Below are 1,301 nucleotides of genomic sequence, written 5' to 3'. Positions count from 1 at the left end.
GTCGTCTCCATTGACGATGAGACCCGCCAGCCTACGATCATGCCGGCGAACACATCAATGATGAAGGCCACATACGCAAAGCCTTGCCAGGTGCTGAGTAGAGTAAGAGGCAGGGCGTAGTCGGACTATTTCCCTACCTCTCCTCTCCGAACCGGACGTGCGGTAGAGTAGAGCGCCAGCGAGTTACTGTTTGAAAAGCACTTTTCCGGACGCCCCCTCCCCAAACCGGGCATGAGTCTTTCGATCTCACCCGGCTTTCCAGTGTCATATTTCCCGAGGTCTGGCAGGTCTTGTTCTGTGAATATTTTGGTGGCATTCTCGACACACAACTAAGGTTTTACGATGCCGTGAAGCCATTATCCTCAGCCACCTTGGCTTCTCTTTCCTGCCTCGTTGACTCAGATCGCTCAGTTTGCGGATATGATGAACTTCGAAAGGGCCATCATTTGTCCCACAGCACTCACAGGTCTGAGCCAGTAGCCTGGATATCAGTTCGCTGCGAACCCCGTTAAATACCTGCTTCGGGTTATCGGAGATCACTGTATCTTTCTGCCATGCCAGAGACAAACCGCCAAATGTAGCGACCAGCGGTCTTTTTCCTTGTCCTCTGTGCCGGACTATCTGTAATGCCTTGATAGTCTTATCACCAACCGTAACCTCGGTTCTCAGGTTTCTGACGATGCGGCTTACCGTTGTTTTGTGTTTGTTCGCCAGCGTTCCCAATAAGGATTTTCGCATGACTCGATGAACATTCCACAAACGATGGGCATTAAATCCCATCAGGTAATACTGGACAAATCCCCTGTACTCAGCCTGATATTGTGCAACGATGCTGTAGTCATCATTGTACAAGCGTTCGGGCCGATGGGAAGGTTTCCCATTCCGCATATATTTCTGGCATTGCTGCCTGATTACCTCTACCGGAATTTTCAGACGTACCGCACCATTGATACAGCGCTGTCCCCGGTGGTCCTGCTTGGTCATAGCGTCAAGTGTGACTACTTCATAACCAAGGAAACGTGCAGCTTCAGTGCGGGCATGTGTAATCAATGTCTTTTCCGTAGACATCTCCAGTTTCAACGTATCATGCAAAAACTGACGAATTGCCCACTTTATTTCTTCAGCCTCATGTCTGGGGCCGCTGAAACCCAAAAGAAAATCATCCGCATACCTGACATACCACAGCCTCCTGAAATCCGGATCTTCAGGGTCACGAGACGGCATACTCAATTAAATACGTGGCATCCAAGCACCACAAAGCCTTCATGGCCGATCTGAAGCCGGTTTACCGGGCGGTATCG

The 1,301-nt window shown here is 50.2% G+C and carries 1 protein-coding gene; it reads right to left on the bottom strand.

Going from position 1 to position 1,301, the window contains the following annotated elements; all coding sequences use genetic code 11:
- Positions 1-264: 264 nt before the first annotated feature.
- Positions 265-1,224 (bottom strand): HNH endonuclease, encoded by a 960-nt coding sequence (locus tag FCN80_RS25980; protein ID WP_170975541.1) that lies wholly within the window; start codon positions 1,222-1,224, stop codon positions 265-267.
- Positions 1,225-1,301: the final 77 nt, after the last annotated feature.

The organism is Martelella alba (assembly GCF_005217455.1).
Lineage (GTDB): Bacteria > Pseudomonadota > Gammaproteobacteria > Enterobacterales > Enterobacteriaceae > Acerihabitans.
This window is presented reverse-complemented; position numbering and strand designations above follow the sequence as displayed.